Here is a 21,598-nt window from a genome sequence, read left to right as displayed (position 1 = left end):
GGTTACTCTGAAAAGTAATACCAACCTTGATTGATAAGCTGGGTTAATACCGTCATGACTTGCTGATCATTGAGCCAGTTTTGAAGCTGCGATTGAGTGAGTAGGTGATTATTGGCGATCTCGGCGATGATGTCTTGTTCAATCCCTGCGGCGCAAACCACTTCACCATTGATATACAACTGCGCTTGGGTATCAGCCTCTAGGCTTAATACCTTTAAGCCGCCAATACGTTGCATGTTAGCGCCATCTTCAATGGCTTCCTTAACATCTGTTGTTGAAATTGGCGCTTCAAAGGGATTGATATCGAGTTCAAAACGATTTTGGCTGAGTAACTTACCTAGCATAGTTTGGTATTGGGCAGGATCAGTTGCTAATTGAGCCAGTAAATCCATGATCCCTTGCTGCTGAGTTTGACTGACTAGGCCATGGCTTGCAGCTTCTTCGCTAGAGGTAAATCTATGTTGGCCAGCACTGTTATCAATCAGCGAATCAGCCAACTCAGTTAATAACTCTTGCTGACTTGGCGCTCTAAAACCAATAGAATAACTCATTGCAAGACTTAAGGTTTCACCGCAATGAGGGTAGCCTGGCGGAATATATAACATATCGCCTTTGCTGAGCACCACATCAATAATAGGTTCAAAGTCATCGACTAATGGACTTGATGGATCTCCACCACGGCATTGATGTTCGCCATTATGGCCCACTTTCCAGCGGCGTTCCCCTTCTCCTTGGATCAAGAACACATCATAATTATCAATATGTGGCCCAATGCCGCCTTGTGGGGTGGCAAACGATACCATTAAGTCATCAAAACGCCAATCAGGTAAAAATCTGAATGCTTCAACCAGTGGTTGAGACTCCGGATACCAATGGTTTACCGCTTGCACAAGTAACTGCCATTTGTCATCGCCATGTTCGTCATAGTCTTCAAACGGCCCTTGAATCACTTTCCAGTCATCGGTTTCAGTTTTAACGATGCGAGAAGAGATATCTTCTTCCATGGCTAGGCCTGCAAGTTCATCGGCCGATATTGGATCTTCAAATGCCTTAAAGGCATTTTTGATGACTATAGGTTTTTGTTGCCAATATTTACTGATGAACTCAGCAGTATCAAAATTTAATGTATACATAGTATTAAAAAAGGCGGCAATCCTTATGGAACTGCCGCCTATCCTTATTCAACAATCAATAGTTGTTATTGAGTGGAAGATTATTTTAACTCGTCAACAAATGCTTCAGCACGACCAATGTAGTTGGCTGGCGTCATTGTTTTAAGTTCAGCTTTAACGTTATCAGGTAACTCTAGACCATCGATAAAGACTGCAAGTTGATCGCCGTCGATACGCTTACCACGGGTTAACTCTTTTAATTTCTCGTATGGCTTTTCAATGCCGTAGCGACGCATCACTGTTTGTACTGGCTCTGCTAATACTTCCCAGTTTTTATCTAACTCAGCGCGAAGGTTTGCTTCATTCACTTCAAGCTTGCTGATGCCTTTCATTGTTGCTTGATAAGCAATTAATGAATGCGCCATACCAACACCTAAGTTACGCAATACTGTTGAGTCAGTTAAATCTCGCTGCCATCTTGATACAGGAAGCTTTGCGGCTAAATGCTGCATTAACGCGTTAGCAATACCTAAGTTACCTTCAGAATTTTCAAAATCAATTGGGTTAACTTTGTGCGGCATGGTTGATGAACCAATCTCGCCAGCGATAGTGCGTTGCTTGAAGTGACCTAATGCAATGTAGCCCCAAATGTCACGATCGAAATCGATTAAGATGGTGTTGAAACGGGCAATAGCATCAAATAACTCAGCGATGTAATCATGGGGCTCAATTTGAGTGGTGTATGCGTTCCAGTTAATACCTAAACTTGTCACAAAGCGTTGTGACAGCTCATGCCAGTTAACTTCTGGGTAAGCAGAAAGGTGAGCATTGTAGTTACCCACAGCGCCATTGATTTTACCCATGATTTCTACTGCATTGATTTGGTCTAGTTGGCGTTCTAAACGAACGGCAACGTTAGCCATTTCTTTACCCAGCGTAGAAGGCGAAGCCGGTTGACCATGTGTACGTGACATCAATGGTACTGATTTGTTGTCTCTTGCTAATTGCTTAAGCGCATTGACAATTTCTAGACACTGAGGCGCTAATACTAATTCACGTGCTTCTTTAAGCATTAATGCGTGAGATAAGTTATTAATATCTTCAGAAGTACAAGCAAAATGTACGAATTCGTCGATTGCAACTAATTCAGCGTTATCTGCAATTTGTTCTTTGATGAAATACTCAACCGCTTTAACGTCATGGTTAGTGGTTCTTTCAATCGTTTTAACGCGCAAAGCGTCTTCTTCACTGAAGTTATCCTTAATGCTATCTAGTAACGCTAATGCGTCTTCACTAAATGGCGGAACTTCTTCAATCTCTGGGCAACTTGAAAGTAGTTTTAACCAGTTAATTTCAACTTGAACACGGTATTTTGTTAAACCGAATTCGCTGAAAATACCTCGTAGAGAGGTGGTTTTACTACCGTAACGACCGTCTATCGGCGAGATAGCTGTCAGTGCAGAAAGATCCATTTGAAGCTCCTTGATGAACTTTTATTGTAAGTTGGAATATTTGTAGGGTGAATCGTTAATTATTTTTACGGCTACTGATAGCGGTATCCACAATGGCTTTACGGGCAAAAACTAAGTGACGGCGTTTGCCTCCCAGTTGTCGCCATAAAACGGCACTGCGCATCGCTGCTAGCAATAAAGCACGAATTTTTTGTTGTACTTGCGGTTGTTGTAAATAAGCTGGATTCCCAGAAATTTGCAATTTAGGTCCCAGTTCACTGATGGTATCACTGTAAATACTGGCAAGACTGGCGATGATTTGTTCATCAGTAATCGCAAAATGGTGTAGTTGTCGATGCACTTGGTTGATGCGTTCAGCTAACATGCCTAAGCCATTTCCTGAGCGAGCCAGTTTGCGCTCCAGTGCTAACATACCAACAAGGTAGCGGGTGGTTTCCACATCCTTGCTATTACCATCACCCAATTGGTTTTCAATGAGCTGATAACCTTTATTAAGTGCTTGCTTATCGGTATAGATATCACTAATAGAATCAGGATCTGTGACCATGATGGTGTTCAGACTTGCAGCAAGTGCGCTTTCATCTGAATCACCATGACGAGCAATATGTTGTACTTGAGCAATAGCTTGTAATATTCCGGCAAACGCCATAGTGCGTTCAAATAAGACTTGGCTCACAGACTATCCTCTAATTAAACAATCAATGATTCCGCCGCCAAGGCAGACTTCACCATCATAAAATACTGCAGATTGCCCCGGCGTTACCGCAGCAACGGGTTCATCAAAAATAACCCTTAAGTTACTGTCATCATCATAAGTCACAGTGCAGTGCACATCTTGCTGACGATAACGAGTTTTAACGGTAATTTTTGCTGGTGCGCTTGGGCCTTTGCGGTCAACCCAATGTAATTGATTGACCAACATGCCAGTAGACATTAACCGTGGATGCTTACCACCTTGGGCCACAACGAGCACATTGCGGGTTAAATCTTTATCAACCACATACCAAGGATCATCGTTACTATTTTTCAAGCCACCAATACCCAGACCTTTACGCTGGCCTAGTGTGTGGTACATCAATCCTTGGTGGGTACCAATCACTTCACCTTCATCAGTGGTTTCAATATCACCAGGCTGAGCAGGTAAGTAGGTTGCTAAAAAGTCAGTAAACTTGCGCTCACCGATAAAGCAGATGCCAGTACTGTCTTTTTTATCATGGGTGATTAAGCCCATTTCTTTGGCGATATCACGAACTTGGTGTTTTTCTAATTCGCCCACAGGGAATAAACTTTTAGCCACTTGCTCATGACTAAGGGTATAGAGGAAATAACTTTGATCTTTATTGCCATCAACACCACGTAACATTTGAGTTCCGTCAGCACTGTCATAACGGCGAACATAGTGGCCCATAGCAATATAGTCAGCATCAAGAATTTCGTCAGCGAATTCTAAAAATGCTTTGAATTTGATTTCTTTGTTACAGATGATATCGGGATTTGGGGTACGACCTGCTTTATATTCCGCTAAGAAATACTCGAAAACATTGTCCCAATACTCTGCCGCAAAGTTAACTGTATGAAGTTTAATGCCTAATTTATCACAGACGGACTGGGCATCTTTTAAGTCTTCAGAAGCCGCACAATACTCATCGGTATCATCTTCTTCCCAGTTCTTCATGAACAATCCTTCTACTTGGTAGCCTTGCTGCATAAGCAAATACGCAGAAACAGAAGAATCTACACCGCCGGACATGCCAACGATGACTTTTTTACCATTTGGATTGGGAGTACTTAATGTCATAAAACCTAGAAACCATGAGTGTTTGGGTAGTTAGAGATCATAATGTGGTCGCCGTTAGTGCATTTCAAGTGCGCTGACAAATGAACCTATAAATCTCCAAAATGTGCGGCGCATATTCTATCATGCATTATTGGTTGCGGCTATGATCTGCAGTTCACTATTAATCAGTGATAATGGGCTGTGGGGTTTATGTAAATAGTCTTCAATAGATTTGAGTACTAATGGGCTGCGAAGTTGATTTTGACGGGCTTTTACCTGTTCTATAGTTAACCAATGGCAGGCACTAATAGCAGGATCTATTGGGGTGCATTCAACGCATTTGTTTACTTGTGCGCAAAAAGTAAATCGCATAAAAGACAATGCGTTTGATGCACTAAATTGGTAGATGCAAACGAGTGCCGAAATAGTAATATTTAATCCGGTTTCTTCTTTTACTTCCCGAATGCAGGCATCAATGATGGTTTCATTGGCTTCTAAATGCCCTGCAGGTTGGTTAAAGCGCACTTCACCATCAATAATTTCTTCAACTAATAAAAATTTATTATCACAATGGATAACACAAGCAACAGTGGTATTGGGTTTATAACGTGGTTTCACCATGACTTATCCTATTGCCTAAAAATCTTGTGTGACAGATTAACTTTCTTGTTTGTGGACTTTATATTCACCACAATTAATGTCATCTAAACTCCATTGACCTATTTTATAGCGAATTAATCTTAAAGTAGGGTGGCCGATATGCGCGGTCATGCGTCTCACTTGTCGGTTTCTGCCTTCACAAATTTGAATTTCTAACCAGGTTGTTGGAATAGACTTTCGCTCACGCACTGGCGGGGTTCGCTCCCAAACCGCAGGTTCATCGATTACTTTTGCTTTTGCTGGCAAGGTCATGCCATCTTTTAGTTCAACCCCTTGGCAGAGTGCTTTTATTGACGCTGCATCTGGCTCACCTTCAACTTGAGCCCAATAAGTCTTAAAGGTTTTCTTTTTCGGCTGGGTCAATTTCGCCTGCAGTTTACCGTCATTAGTGAGTAGCAATAAGCCTTCACTGTCTCTATCTAAACGTCCTGCAGCATAAACGTCTTTTACTGGAATAAAATCTTTTAAGGTTTGGCGACCAGATTCATCGGTAAATTGACATAAAACATCAAAAGGTTTGTTAAACAACACAATTACGGGATCGGATACTGGCTTAGCTACTGGGCGTTTAAAGCCTTTTTTCATTGGGCGAGTTGATGTTGGGGATGCAAATTTATTACTGAAACGTTTTGGTTTGCCATTGACTGACATATAAAAGCCTTTAATGATGAAATTGATTCATTTTGTATAGTTTACTCGGCATTGGGCCTTAGTGGAATTTGAATCTTGCACATAATGGTCTATGATGTTGGCCTAAAAATGTGATCTGTACCCGTTTTTAAAAAACAAGCAGCCACTATTTATTTTTCAAATTTCATATGGATTTGTGCCGCAAAATTACACTTTAACAATAGATTAAAGGTCTTTTTAGGTAGATACTTATTACAATAATAATTTATAAAAACTATTTATTTCAATAATGTAGGAAAAAGCATGAAAGATAATTCTCCAACGATCATTTATACTGAAACTGATGAAGCCCCCGCATTAGCTACGCTGTCATTACTCCCTATCATCCGCACATTTACCAATGCTGCAGGTGTAAAAGTCGAGACTAGAGATATATCTTTATCTGGCCGTATTATTGCTAACTTTCCTGAAAAGTTAACTGCAGAGCAAAAAATTGCTGATGCACTCACTGAGTTAGGCCTAATGGCAAATACGCCTGAAGCTAATATTATCAAGTTACCTAACATCAGTGCGTCAATTCCACAGTTAAAAGCCTGTATCGCTGAACTTCAAGCGAAAGGTTACGACATACCAAACTACCCAGATGAGCCATCGACTGATGCAGAGCGTGAATCTCAGTCACGTTATGACAAGATTAAAGGCAGTGCAGTAAACCCGGTATTGCGTGAAGGTAACTCTGATCGCCGCGCGCCAACATCGGTAAAAAATTACGCTAAGAAAAACCCGCATTCAATGGGTAAATGGGCAAGTGATTCAGCATCACACGTTGCGCATATGAATGAAGGTGATTTTTACGGTAGTGAGCAATCAGTCACCCTGACTGATGCTGATACTGTAGATATCGTGCTAACCCAAGCAGATGGCCAAAAAGTAGCTTTGAAAACGGGCTTATCTTTATTAGCCGGTGAAGTAATTGATACCGCAGTAATGAGCAACAAAGCTTTAGTTGCCTTTTACGAGCGAGAAATCGAAGCGGCTAAATCTGAAGATGTACTATTGTCATTGCACCTTAAAGCAACAATGATGAAAGTATCAGACCCGATTTTATTTGGTCACGCTGTAAAAGTTTTCTTTAAAGAGGTTTTTGACAAGCACCAAGTGCTGTTTGATGAATTAGGCGTTGATGTTAACAATGGTTTTGGTGATGTATACGCAAAAATTGCCACATTACCAGAAGCCCAGCGCGCAGAAATCGAGGCTGATATTGCTGCGGTTTATGCTAAACGTCCAGCATTGGCGATGGTTGATTCAGATAAAGGCATCACTAACTTACACGTACCAAGTGATATTATTATTGATGCATCTATGCCTGCAGCTATTCGTTCTTCAGGTAAAATGTGGGGCCCAGATGGCCAACTTAAAGACACCAAAGCAATGATCCCTGATCGTTGTTATGCCGGTGTGTATCAAGAAACAATTGCATTTTGTAAAACCAATGGCGCATTTAACCCAACCACAATGGGCAGTGTGCCAAACGTCGGTTTGATGGCTCAAAAAGCCGAAGAATACGGTAGTCATGATAAAACATTTGAAATTGCACAAGCAGGTGTTGTTAACGTTGTTAACCGTGCTGGCAAGGTGTTGATGACGCATAATGTTGAAGTTGGTGACATTTTCAGAATGTGCCAGGTAAAAGATGCACCAATCCGCGATTGGGTTAAGTTAGCAGTTCGACGTTCACGTTTAAGTGCCACGCCTGCAATTTTCTGGTTAGACAGTAAGCGTGCTCATGACGCTCAATTAATCACTAAAGTTGAAGCTTATCTTCAAGATCATGATACTGACGGCTTGGATATACAAATTCTTGCACCAGTAGAAGCAACTCGAGTGACACTCGCTCGCGTTAAACAAGGTTTAGATACTATTTCTGTAACGGGTAACGTACTGCGTGATTACCTGACTGATCTATTCCCAATTCTTGAATTAGGCACTAGTGCTAAAATGCTATCAATTGTGCCGTTAATGAATGGCGGTGGCTTATTTGAAACAGGCGCGGGTGGTAGTGCACCTAAGCATGTTCAACAAGTTGAGAAAGAAGGCCATTTACGCTGGGATTCACTGGGTGAATTTTTGGCATTAGCGGCTTCTTTAGAGCATTTAAGCCAAACAGCAAATAACCCTAAAGCACAGGTGCTAGCGGATACGTTAGATATTGCTATCGGCCAATTCCTTGATAGCAATAAATCACCTTCACGTCGTGTTGGTGAGCTTGATAACCGTGGTAGTCACTTTTATTTAGCCATGTATTGGGCTCAAGCTGTCTCAGTGCAAACTGTTGATACGGAATTAGCTGCGCAGTTTACTGAACTTGCTGAGTCGCTAACATCTAACGAAGCGGCAATTGTGGCGGAATTGAATGCATCACAAGGCCCTGCTGTTGATTTAGGTGGTTACTACCGTTTAGACGCAGCAAAAGCTGAAGCTGCCATGCGTCCAAGTGCATTACTAAATCAATTTATTACACATTAAGCGTTTTTTTGTGGCTAAATTGAAGGCATAAAATTGATGCCGTAAAGCAGAGGGCTTGCTCTCTGCTTTTTTGTGCCTGTTTGCCGCCATAGCCAGTTCGACTGATTTTAATCGCACTCAGTTAATGGGATAAGCTTTCAAGGCTTGAATACTGAAACTAGGCTCAGTGAGATTTAGCCTCTGTCAGCAAATTTGTTAACGCCGGAGGTTGAAGTTGCTTAATTTAAGATGAATTGAACCTCAGTTTTATTTACGATTAGGTGTTTTTTTGGGCAAACAGTTTAATATTTACTTTTTATTTGCCCAATAAAAAAGGCAGAGATTAAAATCTCTGCCTTTTTGATTTATAGTTTCACCGACTATTTTGTTGGTGAAATGGCTGAAGCATGCATGCCCTTTGGGCCCTGCTCAGTTTCGAAATCGACAGGCTGACCCGCTTTTAGCGTTCTGTAGCCTTCCATTTCAATAGTTGAATAATGTGCAAAAACATCTTCGCCACCCTGATCTGGGCATATAAACCCGAATCCTTTGGCGTTGTTGAACCATTTAACAGTTCCGCTTGCCATACTTCCACTTCCTTCTGTTGCCTACTTACCAGTAAGATAGTAAAACTTATTAAGAGCGGTCTACATGTGCCGCCTGCAAACAGAATGAAATTTGTACGAAAAGATGTCAAGTAAAAATTAACAAAATGACAACATTTAATTAATTTAATAATATCAATTGGTCTTGTACCAAACTAGAGGCTAGTATTAACACATGGGTAGATTAGGCAGCGTAGAGCACACTAAAGAGCGTGTTGAATCGGAGCTACAACCACCTTCAATGTATAAGGTCGTGTTAAATAACGATGATTACACACCGATGGATTTTGTTATTGAAGTGCTTCAACGCTTTTTTAACAAGGATGAACAGCAAGCCACAGACATCATGTTGGCTATCCATCACCAAGGTAAAGGAATATGTGGTGTTTTTTCATTTGGGATCGCTGAAACCAAAGTCTTACAAGTAAATCAATTTGCCAGAGAAAACGAACATCCGTTGCTGTGTACATTAGAAGCCGCATAGTGAACTTGCTGTTCACAACCGGTAACTCTGCAGTATTTGAGTATTTTTAGGGGGTGCTATGCTAAACAAAGATCTTGAAGTCACCTTGAATCTCGCTTTTCAACAAGCTCGAGATTCACGTCATGAATATATGACAGTAGAACATTTATTATTAGCATTAATTAATAACCCATCGGCTAAAGAAGCACTATTAGCCTGTGGTGCAGATCTGTCTCGTTTACACGAGGAAGTATCTAACTTCATCCAACAAACAACCCCATTAATCGCTGACACCACAGAAGAACGTGAAACTCAGCCTACCTTAGGCTTTCAACGTGTGCTTCAGCGTGCAGTATTTCATGTGCAGTCATCAGGTCGTAATGAAGTGACAGGTGCCAATGTCTTAGTTGCTATTTTTAGTGAGCAAGAGTCTCAGGCTGTATATTTACTGCGTCGCTGCGAAATAACGCGTTTAGATGTGGTTAACTATATCTCCCACGGTTTACCAAAAGACGATAGTGACGAAGAGATAAATAACCCAGAAGCCAGCGAAGAAGGCACTGAAGCCGGTGAAGATAGAAGTTTATTGGCTCAATTTGCTACAGACTTAAATCAATTATCTAAAGATGGGGTCATAGACCCACTCATTGGCCGTGATGATGAAGTTGAGCGTGCGATTCAAACCTTATGTCGTCGTCGTAAAAATAACCCATTATTGGTCGGTGAGGCTGGTGTGGGTAAAACAGCCATTGCTGAAGGTTTAGCCTACCGTATCGTTAATGAGCAAGTACCTGATGTTATCAAAGATGCGACTGTGTATTCGTTAGATTTAGGCTCATTACTCGCGGGCACTAAATACCGTGGTGATTTTGAAAAACGCTTTAAAGGGCTATTAAAAGAGCTGGCCAAAAATGAACATGCGATTTTATTTATTGATGAAATTCATACCATCATTGGTGCAGGTGCCGCTTCAGGTGGGGTAATGGATGCCTCAAATCTGTTAAAACCTTTGTTATCCAACGGCTCACTTCGATGTATGGGCTCAACCACATTCCAGGAATACCAAAGTATTTTTGAGAAAGACAGGGCTTTAGCCCGTCGTTTCCAAAAAATTGATATTAACGAACCTTCGGTTGCTGAAACCACTAAGATTTTACTGGGACTTAAATCAAAGTATGAAGAACATCATGGGGTTCGTTACACTCAGGCTGCAATCAGTTCTGCGGCCAGCTTGTCAGCTAAGCACATTAATGACCGTCACTTGCCTGACAAGGCCATTGATGTGATTGATGAGGCGGGCGCTAGAATGGTGATGCTGCCAGCTAGCAAACGTAAAAAAACCATCGGTCAGCCAGAAATTGAAGCCATTATTGCCAAAATAGCACGTATTCCTGAGAAGTCCGTATCGTCTACTGACAAAGATTTACTTAAGAACCTTGAACGTAACCTTAAGATGTTGGTATTCGGGCAGGACAAAGCCATTGAGGGCCTTAGCTCTGCCATACGTTTATCTCGAAGCGGCTTAGGTGCAGAGAAAAAGCCTGTGGGCAGTTTCTTATTTGCCGGCCCTACTGGGGTGGGTAAAACCGAGGTGACCAATCAGTTGGCATCATGTTTAAACATGAAGCTTATCCGTTTTGATATGTCTGAGTATACCGAAAGACATACGGTTTCACGTTTAATTGGTTCACCACCCGGTTATGTCGGTTACGAGCAAGGCGGTTTACTTACTGATGCCGTAATTAAAAACCCGCATTGTGTGGTGCTGCTAGATGAAATCGAAAAAGCTCACCCTGACATTTATAATTTGCTGTTGCAAGTCATGGATCACGGTACCTTAACCGATAATAACGGTCGCAAAGCAGACTTTAGAAATGTGACCTTGGTGATGACCACCAATGCTGGCGTTCAAGAGTCTATCCGTACTTCAATAGGCTTTAAGCAACAAGACAACAGCCTTAATGCGATGTCAGAAATTAATAAAGTGTTTTCACCAGAGTTTCGAAATCGTTTAGATTCGATTATTTGGTTTAATCATCTTGATATGACCATTATTGCTAAGGTTGTCGATAAGTTCCTTATTGAGCTGCAAGCGCAGTTAGATGAGAAGCGTGTCACCCTCGAGGTCACTGATGAAGCGCGCACTTTATTAGCTGAAAAGGGTTACGATAAAAATATGGGCGCTCGCCCGATGAGCCGTGTTGTTACTGAGTTAATCAAACGACCATTGGCTGATGAAATCTTATTTGGCAAGCTTGAAGCTGGTGGAATAGCAAAAGTTGATGTCAAAGATAATGAGCTGGTGATCAGTTGCGAATGTGAAGAGAAAGTCTCTTAAACCTTGTTAATTATTTGGCTCAAATAAAAATGGCTATCTGTTTTCAGATAGCCATTTTTTTCTTGACGTTAATCGCCTAATTACTATTACTAAAAATTACTGCTAATTCTTAGTATTTGCCAGGATAGCTAGCAAATAAAAAACCCGACATTAAAGCCGGGTTTTTAATATATGAGGCAGGATTAGCGTGCGCGGAAGACGATACGACCTTTACTTAAATCGTAAGGAGTCAACTGAACAGTGACTTTATCACCCGTTAAAATACGGATGTAGTTTTTGCGCATCTTGCCAGAAATGTGTGCTATCACTACATGACCATTTTCAAGTTCTACGCGGAACATTGTATTTGGCAAGGTCTCAAGGATAGTGCCCTGCATTTCAATGTTGTCTTCTTTCGCCATTAATTGGTTACCTTTATGCCTTCAAATATAAAAAATTCGCCGTATCATGCCGTAAAAAGCGCGAGCTGTAAAGGCTTGAAACACTAAAGCATAGGTTCTTTTTCAATATGTTGCCATCCTTGAGCTGTTAAGATTTGATAAGGACGATATAAACGCTTGTAATTCATTTTACGATTTTCATCAATTTGGTAGCCTAAATAAAGAAATTGCTTATGTTTTTGCTGCGCGAGCTGGCATTGCAATAAAATCATATATGACCCTAAGGAACGTTTTGCATATTCGGGGTCAAAATAACTGTAAATTGCCGACATTGAATGCGTCATCATATCGGTTACAGCAACGCCAATGAGCTTTTGTTGATCATAAACTTCAATGAAGGTATCAGGTAGCCACTGGCAAGCAAGAAAGTCGTTAAACTGGCTCTCAGAGGGAGGATACATAGGACCATCAAAATGGCGACCAATAATATATTGTTCATATAATTGATAATGTGCCGCCGTACGCTCGTGCGTAACTTTCCAGGTTAAATCTTGATTATTCTTTAAGGTTCTTTTTTGTCTTTTGGATACCTTAAACTGGCCAACATCCACTCGAATGGACTGACAAGCCTGACAGCTAGGACATCTGGGTTTGTAAATTGAACTGCCATTACGTCTAAAACCCATTCCTAACAATTGTTCGAATAAGTTTGCGTCAAGTTCAGACTCTTGAATAACAAGTAATTGCTCTTGTAAACCGTCAATATAATTACAATCAAACGGCTGGGTTAGGCCAACGCTAATGCTTCTAGAACTCAAAATAGACCTCTTGTTGTAACCAAGTATCATCGTTAATAACTTGATTTCGTAATTGTTTTAGTTGAGCTAAAAATGCTTTTCTGGGAACGTCTACGGCGCCTAAATTGGCTAGGTGAGGGTTCATAATCTGTGCATCAATGAGTTTAAAACCCTTGTCGAATAAATGCTGGTTGAGCATAGCAAAGGCCGCTTTTGAGGCATTAGATTGACGATGAAACATTGACTCGCCACAAAACACGCTTCCCACTGCAATGCCGTATAAGCCGCCAACTAGCTCATCATTATCCCACACTTCAATTGAATGTGCTTTTCCCAGTTTATGCAGCTGTATATAGGCCTGCTGGATGTCAGATGAAATCCAAGTGCCTTGCTGTGTGAGCCTAGGTTGTGAGCAAGCATGGATAACCTCAGTGAAGGCTTTATTAATACTAAAGCGCCATGGACTTTTTTTGAGCAGCTTTAACATACTTTTATTTACTGCATGTCGCTTGGGGATAAAAATGGCTCTAGGATCTGGTGACCACCAAAGGATGGGGTCGTGTTCATTAAACCAAGGGAATATGCCTTGATAGTAGGCTTCCACAAGGCGTTGCGGGCTTAAATCACCACCAACAGCTAGTAAACCATTGGGATCTGACAATGCTTGTTGTGGATCAGGAAACAAAGGCAGTTTATTTAAATAGGACAGTGAGTTCACAATTGAGTATATTAATGAGTAGACCTTATGCATACGTTAGCGGAATTTTGCCTATGTTGAAACTCACAAACTGTTCTCGAGCACTTTTTAGTGCGATTTTGTTTATCTTAATCTCAGTGCCAGCAAGTGCGGCCTACGACCGAAATCAAGCTGTCCCAGTAGAAAAGGTTGTCTACGGCCAAGTTGAATCAATTAAACATGTCACTCAAACCCAGTTGGTGGAAGATCGAAATGTTGGCTGGAAAACATTTGGCGGCGCCTTGGTGGGCGGCGTTATTGGCCATCAATTTGGTGGTGGCTCAGGCCAAGATGTTGCAACTGTGCTTGGTGCGTTAGTGGGCGGCGCTGCTGCAAATCAGTATGGAAACACGACCAGAACATTAGAATATAAACTCATTGAAATGATGATAAACCTTGATGATGGTAGCCAAGTGATGGTGATTCAAGATCAAGATCCTGGCATGGCATTTAACGCAGGTGACGAAGTGAGGGTGGTTTATCTAAAAGGCTATGTCAGAGTTGATTTAGCCATGTAAGTCTGGATGTAATTTACACAATAAAAAAGGACACAATAAAAAAGGAGCCTAAGCTCCTTTTTTATTGTGTAAACGCACCTGAAACTAGAAACCGCGAGGTAAGGTACTTTTACCTGCCGCAGCTAGTTTTTCACGCCATAATTCTTTTGGCGTTTTACCACCAGAAGTTGACGTTGCTGGTGTACTTGCAACTTTAACAGCAGGCTTTTTAGCAACTGCTTTTTTTGCGACAACTGCTTTAACCGGCTTATCTGCTACAGGCGCAACAGCGGTTTGACCTTGTGTGGCTTCAAGGTGCATTTTCTCAAGTTCGCTAAAGCGTATCGACTTGCCGCCATCAATTTTGTACCAACTGCCTTTCTGTTCAATTTCAACAGATTTACCAGTTTGATTTTCAAGAGCCGCGGTTAATTCAGCGATAAGCGCTTCTTTTGTCAAGTTTGACATTTTGAGACCTATTTTTATTTATTGAATAGTTTATTTAATGTGTTCAACATCCCGTGGGCTAATTTTAATGTTTAATGTACTTAAAAGTCCAATTTATGCAAAAATCGCTCAGCTATTAGCCAATCTTAACAAGGGTTTTTCAATAAGTATTGGTCTGCGTTACACTATTACTATCAATAAATTTAGGGTTAGTTTTATGTCATTAACGTCTGTATCTCGCCAACAATTGTCTAAATATCTCAATGATTTTCTGAATGTGAATCAGTTTAAAGATTACGCTCCCAATGGGCTGCAAGTGCAGGGCACTGAACACATCAGCACGATTGTGACTGGCGTTACCGCTTGCCAAGCATTAATCGATCAAGCTGCAGCATTAAATGCAGACGCGATTTTAGTGCACCATGGTTTTTTTTGGAAAAATGAACCCGAAGTGCTTACTGGTATGAAATACCAAAGAATAAAATCACTAATGACCCACGATATGAATTTATTCGGCTATCATTTACCTTTAGATGCACATCAAACACTGGGTAATAATGCTGAATTAGCTAAAGAATTAGGTATTGTCGATGTTGAGGTGTGTACCGATATACCGCAAAATTTACTATGGCAGGGGAAATTTCCTCAGCCATTAACTGTTGCACAAGTTAATGCATTATTAACAGAGAAGCTTAATCGAGTGCCATTACACATTGGTGACGAGACTGAGGTTATTTCATCTATTGCTTGGTGTACTGGCGGGGCGCAGGATTATATTGATCATGCTGCAGGCTTGAACGTTGACGCCTTTATCAGTGGTGAAGTGTCAGAAAGGACCTTTCATTGCGCTATGGAGCAAGGGATCCATTACTTTGCCGCCGGTCATCATGCTACAGAGCAATTTGGTATAAAAGCTTTAGGTGAACATTTAGCCAATGAATTTGGTTTAACCCATCACTATATTGATATTGTGAACCCTGTGTAATGTTTGTCACCTGAGCGCAAAATAACTACAGATAAGGAATAAATGGATGACTGAGTATTTTTTACAAGCGTTTATATATTTATCAGCTGCAGTTATCGCCGTACCATTGGCTCAGCGTTTAGGGCTTGGCTCAGTGCTTGGCTATTTAATTGCCGGACTGGTCATTGGTCCCATCATCGGCCTTGTTGGCAGTGAAACCAGCACCATTCAGCATTTTGCTGAATTTGGTGTAGTGATGATGTTATTTCTGGTGGGCTTAGAGTTAGAGCCTAAAATGCTGTGGTCCATGCGGCATCGTCTTATTGGCATGGGCGGCTTACAAGTTGGCTTGTCAGTGGGCGGTGTGATGGCCATTGCGATGTTATTTGATATTCAATGGTCAATCGCATTAACCATAGGTTTGATTTTTTCATTGTCTTCAACAGCAATTGTATTGCAGACCTTTAATGAAAAAGGCTTAATTAAAACGCCTGCCGGTCGAAATGCATTCTCAGTGCTTCTGTTTCAAGATATTGCCGTGATCCCCATGTTGGCGTTAATCCCATTGCTAGCGTTACCTGAATTAGTCGCAGTGACACAAACAGCGGTGTCTGAGGCTGCAGCCCATCATGAAGAGTTATCCTTGGTGGCTGAACTCTCCAGTGGTGTGTATGCCATCGTTTTAGTGCTCTCAATCGCTTTTGTTATTTTTGGCGGCCATTATTTAACTCGACCCATTTTTAAATTTGTTGCAGATTCTGGTGTCAGAGAGATTTCAACTGCTGCGGCATTATTGTTAGTTATTGGCATTGCGGCATTAATGAGTTTGGTTGAGGTTTCACCTGCTTTAGGCACATTTTTAGCAGGTGTGGTACTGGCTAATAGTGAGTTTAAGCATGAACTTGAGGCGAATATTGCGCCGTTTAAAGGTTTATTACTGGGGCTATTTTTCATTACCGTGGGGGCGGGGATTGATTTTGACATCTTATGGCAATATCTAGGAGCCATTTTAGCCATTACTTTTGGGGTGATGTTTTTAAAGGCATTGGTGTTATTTATATTGTCTTTTATATTCCGAATTACAGGTAGTGATAGGTGGCTGTTTACCCTAAGTCTCGCTCAAGCGGGTGAATTCGGTTTTGTGTTATTGAGCTTTAGCCAACAAAATGATGTATTACCCATTCATATCGCCCAGCCATTATCTATTGTGGTTGCCTTGTCGATGTTTTTGACTCCAGGCTTATTCATCTTCTATGAAAAGTTTATTGTGCCCAAATATGAAAAGAACTCAAACGAGCGGGAACAAGATACGGTTGATGAGCAAGGTGTGGTGATCATTGCCGGTATCGGTCGTTTTGGTCAAATAGTCAATCGATTACTGTTATCTAACGGGGTGAAAACGGTTGTACTAGACCGTCAGGCATCCCAAGTGGATACATTGAGAAAAATCAAAACCAAAGCCTTTTATGGTGATGCCACCAGGCCTGATTTATTAGAAACAGCAGGTGTTGCCAACGCTGCCGCCTTTGTCATTGCCATTGATGATCAGCAAAGTAGTATTGAGTTGGTTAAGTACCTTAAACATAAATACCCACAGCTTAAAGTCATCAGCCGTGCTTTTGACCGTGGTCATGGGCACTTATTGCGAGAAGCTGGCGCAGATTTTGTCGAGTCAGAAACGTTCCACTCCGCCCTGAAAGTTGGTGCGGCGTCGATGCGGGCAATGGGATTTTCTGATGAGTTAGTCAGTCAGCAAAAGCTAACATATCAAAGAGTTGAAAAAGAAGCGGCAGATGCCTTATATAAAGAATGGTTGAAGCGACCTGAAGGTGAACGCTATGGCAATGATTTCATCAGTCTGTTTATGCTTTACGAAGAGCGAATGAAGCAAGCCATTGAAGCAGATACTGAGGCTTATAATAGCCGTAACTTTGCCAAAGAGGCGCCTTGTGATAGCTCTGATGATTGTCAAAATCCAAGTCAAAAACCATCTCAAAGTCCAGTATAAATCTCAGCCTAAAATCTGAGTGCTAGTGCCATAAAAAAGGCCATCTTTCGATGGCCTTACTATTCAAGCTTTGTTGCTAATTACATGACTCGCATGCCAGGTTTCGCGCCTGCATGAGGCTCTAAAATCCAGATGTCTTTTCCACCAGGGCCGGCGGCTAATACCATACCTTCAGATTCACCGAACTTCATTTTACGTGGTGCAAGGTTGGCAACCATCACAGTGTGTTTGCCAATCAAATCTTCTGGTGCGTAAGCAGATTTAATGCCTGCAAAAACCTGCTTGGTTTCGCCGCCTAAATCTAACTCTAAACGGAGTAGTTTATTGGCTTTTTCAATATGCTCAGCTTTTGAAATAAGCGCGATACGCAAATCAACTTTGGCAAAATCATCAAAAGTAATTTCAGGGCTTAGGGGCTCTTTCTCAAGCTCAGTTTGAGTAGCTTCCGGCGCAGCATCAGTCACTTTACTTGCAGTTACTTGTAAGTTTTCAGTTGATGCCTCAATGATAGCTTCAATGCTTTTCATTTCAATGCGCTGCATTAATGCTTTAAACTTAGCAATTTCATGGCCAGCTAGATCTACAGCTAAATTATCCCATGTTAATGGCGTCTGTAAGAAAGCTTCAACATTGTCAGCTAGCTTAGGTAGTACCGGTTTAAGGTAAGTGACTAAGATGCGGAACAAGTTAAGTGCATTGCTACACACTTGATGGGCTTCATCTTGCTTGTCTTCTTGTTTGATTAACTGCCAAGGCGCGGCATCAGCAACATAGGCATTTGCCATGTCAGCTAAAGCCATAATTTCGCGCATCGCTTTACCAAACTCACGAGTCTCATATAAATCAGCAATGATATCCTGTTTAGCTAAAAAGGCCTCAGTCAAAGTCATATCGTTGATTTTAGCTAACTTGCCGTCAAAACGTTTACTGATAAAACCAGCGGTACGTGAGGCTAAGTTCACTAATTTACCAACTAGATCAGAGTTCACTCGCTGTGCGAAGTCTTCTAGATTTAAATCTAAGTCATCAACACGGCTGTTTAATTTCGCCGCGTAGTAATAGCGAAGATACTCAGGATCTAAATTATCTAAATAAGTACGCGCTTTAATAAACGTGCCTTTTGACTTAGACATTTTGGCACCATTTACCGTAACATAACCATGTGCATAAACAGCAGTAGGTTTACGAATACCCGCGCCATCTAGCACTGCAGGCCAAAATAAACCGTGGAAGTTGACAATATCTTTACCAATGAAGTGATAAAGCTCTGTTGTAGAGTCTTTTTTCCAAAATTCGTCAAAATCAAGGTCACCACGTTTATCACATAAGTTTTTAAACGAGCCCATGTAACCGATAGGTGCGTCTAACCATACGTAGAAAAACTTACCTGGTTGCTCTGGTATTTCAAAACCAAAATAAGGCGCATCACGGGAAATATCCCATTGCTGCAGACCTTGTTCGAACCATTCTCTTAGCTTGTTGGCGATTTCAGGTTGTAGTGAACCTGATGCAAGCCATTCACTTAACATGGTTTCAAATGCAGGTAAGTCAAAGAAGAAATGTTCACTGTCCTTCATTACTGGCGTAGCACCTGACACGACCGAGTAAGGATTGATTAAATCTGTGGTGCTATAAGTCGCACCACAGTTATCGCAGTTATCACCATATTGATCTTCACTCTTACATTTCGGGCAAGTGCCTTTGACAAAGCGGTCTGGTAAAAACATTTCTTTTTCAGGATCGAATAATTGAGAAATGGTTTTGGTTTTAATGTAACCACCATCACGCAACTTCAGATAAATATCGCTGGCAAGCTCACAGTTTTCTTTACAGTGCGTGCTATGGAAGTTATCAAAGTTGATATTGAAATCAGCGAAATCTTGTTCATGTTCTTTTTGAACTTGAGCAATCATTTCTTCTGGTGTAATACCCAGTTGTTGGGCTTTCAGCATGATTGGGGTGCCATGGGCATCATCTGCACAAATATAGTGACATTCATGTCCACGAAGTTTTTGGTAACGAGACCAAATATCAGTTTGAATATACTCAAGCATATGACCTAAATGGATAGGACCATTTGCATATGGGAGGGCACTTGTCACCAGAATTTTACGTTGTGAATTTGTCATTTTGTCTCAACAATCGATTACACCAAATATATGTTGATGATACTAACCGATCAAAGTGATTATTTCATCAAACAACAACAAAATGGGCTAAATTTGCGCTCATTTTTCTTGAATTCTGGTACACTTGAACAAATTTATCGCTGGGAGTTCTGCTTTTGTCTACTTCGCATACAGATTATCAATTAAGTGCTGACCTATTAGGTCCCGTGTTGAGTATTTTAGATGCATATCAAGATCCATATTTAGCCGAAGGGCTTGTATCTGCAGGTTGTGTCACTAAGCTTTCAATTGAAGGCAAACGTTTATCACTTGGGTTAGTTTATCCATACCCATGTATGACGCAATATCGTGATACTGTCATGGATGTGACTAAAAAATTAGCCGTACTTGATGCTATTGATGAAGTAGAGTGCGAAATTGATTTTCAGCCAAGAGTATTTTCTGCGGTTAGCTCTGTAGCGCCATTGCCAAATATTAAGCAAGTCATTGCTGTGGCTTCAGGTAAAGGCGGCGTGGGTAAATCAACCACGGCAGTTAACCTTGCATTAGCTTTAAAAGCAGAAGGTGCTGAAGTGGGCATCTTAGATGCTGACATTTACGGTCCTTCAATTCCTATGATGCTGGGTTTACAAGGTTTTAAACCGACTTCACCTGACGGGAAAATGATGACCGCAGCCAGTGCTCATGGCATTACTGCCCAATCAATCGGCTTTATGTTAGGTGATGGCGAAGCTGCAGTATGGCGTGGCCCAATGGCGGCCGGTGCTTTAAATCAGTTATTAACTGAAACCCAGTGGCCAGAACTTGATTATTTGGTTATCGATTTACCACCTGGAACCGGTGATATCCAATTAACCCTTTCGCAAAAATTTCCTGTGAGTGGCACGGTTGTGGTGACTACACCGCAAGATATTGCCCTTGAAGATGCGAAAAAAGGCATTACCATGTTCCAAAAAGTGGATATCCCAGTGTTAGGGATTATTGAGAACATGAGTTTTCATTTATGTCCAGAATGTGGCCATAAAGAACACCCATTTGGTACTCATGGTGGCAGTAAAATTGCCGAGCGTTATGAAGTACCGTTATTAGGTGCTTTGCCGCTTAATATCAACATTCGTGAATCAATGGATGAAGGTAACCCTGCAGTTGTGAGTCAGCCTGATTCTGAAGTGGCAGGGATTTATCGTGAGATCGCTCGTAAAGTTGGGGCTCAACTAGCCAAACAACAAAGTAAAAAGACAGTATCAATTAGTATTTCAGACGACGAGTAAGGTTTTAAATAATGAATTCTCCGCAATGTGTCATTATCGGTATCGCGGGTGCGTCAGCATCAGGTAAAAGTTTAATTGCTCAAACTATTTTTGAAGAGTTAAAGCGTGATTTAGGTACCGACCAAATTGGCGTAATCAATGAAGATGCCTATTATCGCGACCAGAGCCATTTATCAATGGAAGATCGTGTTAAAACCAATTATGACCACCCTAAAGCATTAGATCATCAGTTGTTGGCTGAGCATCTAAAACAGCTAAAACGAGGCGAGTCGGTTGATATTCCTTGCTACAGCTATAAGGAACATACTCGTATTGGCAAGACCTTAGATATGCAACCTAAAAAGGTGATTATTTTAGAAGGTATCTTATTATTAACGGATCCTAAACTGCGTGAATTAATGGATGCCAGTGTATTTATGGATACGCCGTTAGATATCTGTTTTTTACGTCGTCTATCACGTGATGTTGCTGAGCGCGGGCGTACCATGGAATCTGTGATTTCTCAGTATAAAGCGACCGTTAGGCCGATGTTTTTACAATTTATTGAGCCATCTAAGCAACATGCTGACATTATCGTGCCTCGTGGTGGTAAAAACCGTATTGCAACCGATATTCTTAAAGCAAGAATACAGCATTTATTGGCACGCTAGATATTAGCACGCTTAATATAGCCGTGTTTTGCGGATTAAAATTGTATTAAGATAAAATGATGACACAGAAAGGCTCCTACAAATGGGGCCATTCTTTTGTGTAAAACCGCTTGAATCGACATGCTAATATCAAGCTGGCAGTCAGATAACACTC

20 protein-coding genes are annotated in these 21,598 nt (G+C 41.2%); 8 read left to right on the top strand and 12 right to left on the bottom strand.

Annotation, left to right across the window (positions count from 1 at the left end; genetic code table 11):
• Positions 1–2 precede the first annotated feature (2 nt).
• The 6 genes from Q4533_RS03690 to Q4533_RS03665 all read right to left on the bottom strand — a co-directional run bounded on the left by Q4533_RS03690 (position 3) and on the right by Q4533_RS03665 (position 5,672).
• Complete coding sequence (locus Q4533_RS03690) at positions 3–1,133, bottom strand: cupin domain-containing protein (RefSeq protein ID WP_102477243.1); 1,131 nt, start codon at positions 1,131–1,133, stop codon at positions 3–5.
• A gap of 80 nt (positions 1,134–1,213) precedes the next feature.
• Positions 1,214–2,584, bottom strand: a complete 1,371-nt coding sequence (gene purB, locus Q4533_RS03685) for an adenylosuccinate lyase (RefSeq protein ID WP_102437878.1) — start codon at positions 2,582–2,584, stop codon at positions 1,214–1,216.
• Between the two features lie 55 nt (positions 2,585–2,639).
• Complete coding sequence (gene hflD, locus Q4533_RS03680) at positions 2,640–3,260, bottom strand: high frequency lysogenization protein HflD (protein ID WP_303501925.1); 621 nt, start codon at positions 3,258–3,260, stop codon at positions 2,640–2,642.
• 3 nt (positions 3,261–3,263) lie between these two features.
• Complete coding sequence (gene mnmA / locus Q4533_RS03675) at positions 3,264–4,382, bottom strand: tRNA 2-thiouridine(34) synthase MnmA (protein WP_303501922.1); 1,119 nt, start codon at positions 4,380–4,382, stop codon at positions 3,264–3,266.
• Between the two features lie 120 nt (positions 4,383–4,502).
• The gene (locus Q4533_RS03670) at positions 4,503–4,979 is read right to left on the bottom strand and encodes an NUDIX hydrolase (RefSeq protein WP_102437909.1); all 477 of its coding nucleotides are present in this window, start codon (positions 4,977–4,979) and stop codon (positions 4,503–4,505) included.
• A gap of 39 nt (positions 4,980–5,018) precedes the next feature.
• On the bottom strand, positions 5,019–5,672 hold the full coding sequence (locus Q4533_RS03665) for an rRNA large subunit pseudouridine synthase E (protein WP_102477245.1): 654 nt from the start codon (positions 5,670–5,672) through the stop codon (positions 5,019–5,021).
• A gap of 282 nt (positions 5,673–5,954) precedes the next feature.
• Between Q4533_RS03665 and Q4533_RS03660 the strand changes: the two genes are divergently transcribed.
• Entirely contained in the window at positions 5,955–8,180 is a 2,226-nt protein-coding gene (locus tag Q4533_RS03660) for an NADP-dependent isocitrate dehydrogenase (RefSeq protein ID WP_102437872.1), read from the top strand.
• 359 nt (positions 8,181–8,539) lie between these two features.
• On the opposite strand, the gene cspD is transcribed toward Q4533_RS03660, so the two are convergent.
• Positions 8,540–8,746: a cold shock domain-containing protein CspD gene (gene cspD, locus Q4533_RS03655; RefSeq protein ID WP_055024439.1), complete on the bottom strand. Its 207-nt coding sequence runs from the start codon at positions 8,744–8,746 to the stop codon at positions 8,540–8,542.
• A 193-nt stretch (positions 8,747–8,939) separates the two neighbouring features.
• On the opposite strand from cspD, the gene clpS reads away from it, so the two are divergent.
• The gene (gene clpS, locus Q4533_RS03650) at positions 8,940–9,248 is read left to right on the top strand and encodes an ATP-dependent Clp protease adapter ClpS (RefSeq protein ID WP_102437870.1); all 309 of its coding nucleotides are present in this window, start codon (positions 8,940–8,942) and stop codon (positions 9,246–9,248) included.
• Positions 9,249–9,306: 58 nt separating this feature from the next.
• Positions 9,307–11,565, top strand: coding sequence for an ATP-dependent Clp protease ATP-binding subunit ClpA (clpA, locus tag Q4533_RS03645; protein WP_102437868.1), 2,259 nt, complete (start codon positions 9,307–9,309; stop codon positions 11,563–11,565).
• 182 nt (positions 11,566–11,747) lie between these two features.
• Here clpA and infA read toward each other — a convergent pair whose 3' ends face one another.
• The 3 genes from infA to aat form a co-directional block, all read right to left on the bottom strand.
• Positions 11,748–11,966: a translation initiation factor IF-1 gene (gene infA, locus Q4533_RS03640; protein WP_011496276.1), complete on the bottom strand. Its 219-nt coding sequence runs from the start codon at positions 11,964–11,966 to the stop codon at positions 11,748–11,750.
• Positions 11,967–12,049: 83 nt separating this feature from the next.
• A complete protein-coding gene (locus Q4533_RS03635) occupies positions 12,050–12,793 on the bottom strand; it encodes an arginyltransferase (protein ID WP_102437866.1) in 744 nt (247 codons plus the stop codon).
• Entirely contained in the window at positions 12,753–13,460 is a 708-nt protein-coding gene (aat, locus tag Q4533_RS03630; protein WP_102437907.1) for a leucyl/phenylalanyl-tRNA--protein transferase, read from the bottom strand. Before aat ends, Q4533_RS03635 begins: the two co-directional genes overlap by 41 nt.
• 53 nt (positions 13,461–13,513) lie before the next feature.
• Between aat and Q4533_RS03625 the strand changes: the two genes are divergently transcribed.
• The gene (locus Q4533_RS03625) at positions 13,514–13,996 is read left to right on the top strand and encodes a glycine zipper 2TM domain-containing protein (RefSeq protein ID WP_102437864.1); all 483 of its coding nucleotides are present in this window, start codon (positions 13,514–13,516) and stop codon (positions 13,994–13,996) included.
• A gap of 84 nt (positions 13,997–14,080) precedes the next feature.
• Here the strand turns inward: Q4533_RS03625 and Q4533_RS03620 are convergent, their stop codons facing one another.
• Positions 14,081–14,443, bottom strand: coding sequence for a hypothetical protein (locus Q4533_RS03620; protein WP_102437862.1), 363 nt, complete (start codon positions 14,441–14,443; stop codon positions 14,081–14,083).
• A 196-nt stretch (positions 14,444–14,639) separates the two neighbouring features.
• On the opposite strand from Q4533_RS03620, the gene Q4533_RS03615 reads away from it, so the two are divergent.
• The gene (locus Q4533_RS03615) at positions 14,640–15,407 is read left to right on the top strand and encodes a Nif3-like dinuclear metal center hexameric protein (RefSeq protein ID WP_102437905.1); all 768 of its coding nucleotides are present in this window, start codon (positions 14,640–14,642) and stop codon (positions 15,405–15,407) included.
• 46 nt (positions 15,408–15,453) lie between these two features.
• A complete protein-coding gene (locus Q4533_RS03610) occupies positions 15,454–17,394 on the top strand; it encodes a monovalent cation:proton antiporter-2 (CPA2) family protein (RefSeq protein WP_102437860.1) in 1,941 nt (646 codons plus the stop codon).
• 80 nt (positions 17,395–17,474) lie between these two features.
• Here the strand turns inward: Q4533_RS03610 and metG are convergent, their stop codons facing one another.
• On the bottom strand, positions 17,475–19,523 hold the full coding sequence (gene metG, locus Q4533_RS03605) for a methionine--tRNA ligase (RefSeq protein ID WP_102531766.1): 2,049 nt from the start codon (positions 19,521–19,523) through the stop codon (positions 17,475–17,477).
• Between the two features lie 155 nt (positions 19,524–19,678).
• Between metG and apbC the strand changes: the two genes are divergently transcribed.
• Together apbC and udk are read left to right on the top strand one after the other, a co-directional pair.
• Entirely contained in the window at positions 19,679–20,794 is a 1,116-nt protein-coding gene (apbC, locus tag Q4533_RS03600) for an iron-sulfur cluster carrier protein ApbC (RefSeq protein ID WP_303409893.1), read from the top strand.
• A gap of 11 nt (positions 20,795–20,805) precedes the next feature.
• A complete protein-coding gene (gene udk / locus Q4533_RS03595; protein WP_102437854.1) occupies positions 20,806–21,444 on the top strand; it encodes a uridine kinase in 639 nt (212 codons plus the stop codon).
• Positions 21,445–21,598: the final 154 nt, after the last annotated feature.

This window comes from Shewanella sp. 6_MG-2023, from assembly GCF_030547195.1.
Classification (GTDB): domain Bacteria; phylum Pseudomonadota; class Gammaproteobacteria; order Enterobacterales; family Shewanellaceae; genus Shewanella.
This window is presented reverse-complemented; position numbering and strand designations above follow the sequence as displayed.

Coding starts and splice junctions, on each gene's coding strand:
- Q4533_RS03690 (WP_102477243.1), bottom strand. CDS start 1,133: ATGTATACATTAAATTTTGATACTGCTGAGTTCATCAGTAAATATTGG.
- purB (WP_102437878.1), bottom strand. CDS start 2,584: ATGGATCTTTCTGCACTGACAGCTATCTCGCCGATAGACGGTCGTTAC.
- mnmA (WP_303501922.1), bottom strand. CDS start 4,382: ATGACATTAAGTACTCCCAATCCAAATGGTAAAAAAGTCATCGTTGGC.
- Q4533_RS03665 (WP_102477245.1), bottom strand. CDS start 5,672: ATGTCAGTCAATGGCAAACCAAAACGTTTCAGTAATAAATTTGCATCC.
- Q4533_RS03660 (WP_102437872.1), top strand. CDS start 5,955: ATGAAAGATAATTCTCCAACGATCATTTATACTGAAACTGATGAAGCC.
- cspD (WP_055024439.1), bottom strand. CDS start 8,746: ATGGCAAGCGGAACTGTTAAATGGTTCAACAACGCCAAAGGATTCGGG.
- clpS (WP_102437870.1), top strand. CDS start 8,940: ATGGGTAGATTAGGCAGCGTAGAGCACACTAAAGAGCGTGTTGAATCG.
- clpA (WP_102437868.1), top strand. CDS start 9,307: ATGCTAAACAAAGATCTTGAAGTCACCTTGAATCTCGCTTTTCAACAA.
- infA (WP_011496276.1), bottom strand. CDS start 11,966: ATGGCGAAAGAAGACAACATTGAAATGCAGGGCACTATCCTTGAGACC.
- Q4533_RS03635 (WP_102437866.1), bottom strand. CDS start 12,793: ATGATACTTGGTTACAACAAGAGGTCTATTTTGAGTTCTAGAAGCATT.
- Q4533_RS03625 (WP_102437864.1), top strand. CDS start 13,514: ATGTTGAAACTCACAAACTGTTCTCGAGCACTTTTTAGTGCGATTTTG.
- Q4533_RS03620 (WP_102437862.1), bottom strand. CDS start 14,443: ATGTCAAACTTGACAAAAGAAGCGCTTATCGCTGAATTAACCGCGGCT.
- Q4533_RS03615 (WP_102437905.1), top strand. CDS start 14,640: ATGTCATTAACGTCTGTATCTCGCCAACAATTGTCTAAATATCTCAAT.
- Q4533_RS03610 (WP_102437860.1), top strand. CDS start 15,454: ATGACTGAGTATTTTTTACAAGCGTTTATATATTTATCAGCTGCAGTT.
- metG (WP_102531766.1), bottom strand. CDS start 19,523: ATGACAAATTCACAACGTAAAATTCTGGTGACAAGTGCCCTCCCATAT.
- udk (WP_102437854.1), top strand. CDS start 20,806: ATGAATTCTCCGCAATGTGTCATTATCGGTATCGCGGGTGCGTCAGCA.